Genomic DNA, 399 nt, shown 5'->3' with positions numbered 1-399 from the left:
GACATTCTGCATACGCATATCCAGGTCGGCACTGATCTGTGCGCACGCAAGCATTTCATCCTCCAGATATTTTGCTTTGTCAGCCGGGATATCTTTCTTGTAACGCAGTTTATGTTCCAGACTTGCCCAGAAATCCATCGCGATCGTCCTGAACTGAACCTCCACATTGACAAACTTCTTTGTATTCTGCAAAAAGATCGGAACCTGAACAATCAGATGAAGGCTGCGGTATCCGCTCGGCTTGGGATTTTTTATGTAATCTTTCCGCTCGATCAGTTCGATATCATCCTGCTTAAGAAAGCTTTCTTCCAACGCATAAATATCATCCTGAAAAGAACAGATCACTCTCACGCCCGCTATATCTTTAATATTTTCCTCGATTGCCTCCATCGTAATTGG

The 399-nt window shown here is 43.9% G+C and carries 1 protein-coding gene; it reads right to left on the bottom strand.

All coding sequences use genetic code 11. The features are described from left to right. Window positions 1–399: GTP pyrophosphokinase (locus PZH32_RS11590; protein ID WP_428994035.1), on the bottom strand; the 399-nt coding region annotated here is incomplete at both ends.

The sequence above is a fragment of the Adlercreutzia equolifaciens genome (assembly GCF_029076695.1).
Classification (GTDB): Bacteria; Actinomycetota; Coriobacteriia; order Coriobacteriales; family Eggerthellaceae; genus Adlercreutzia; species Adlercreutzia equolifaciens_A.
Note: the sequence above shows the minus strand (reverse complement) of the source record. Positions and strands in the feature narration are given on the sequence as shown.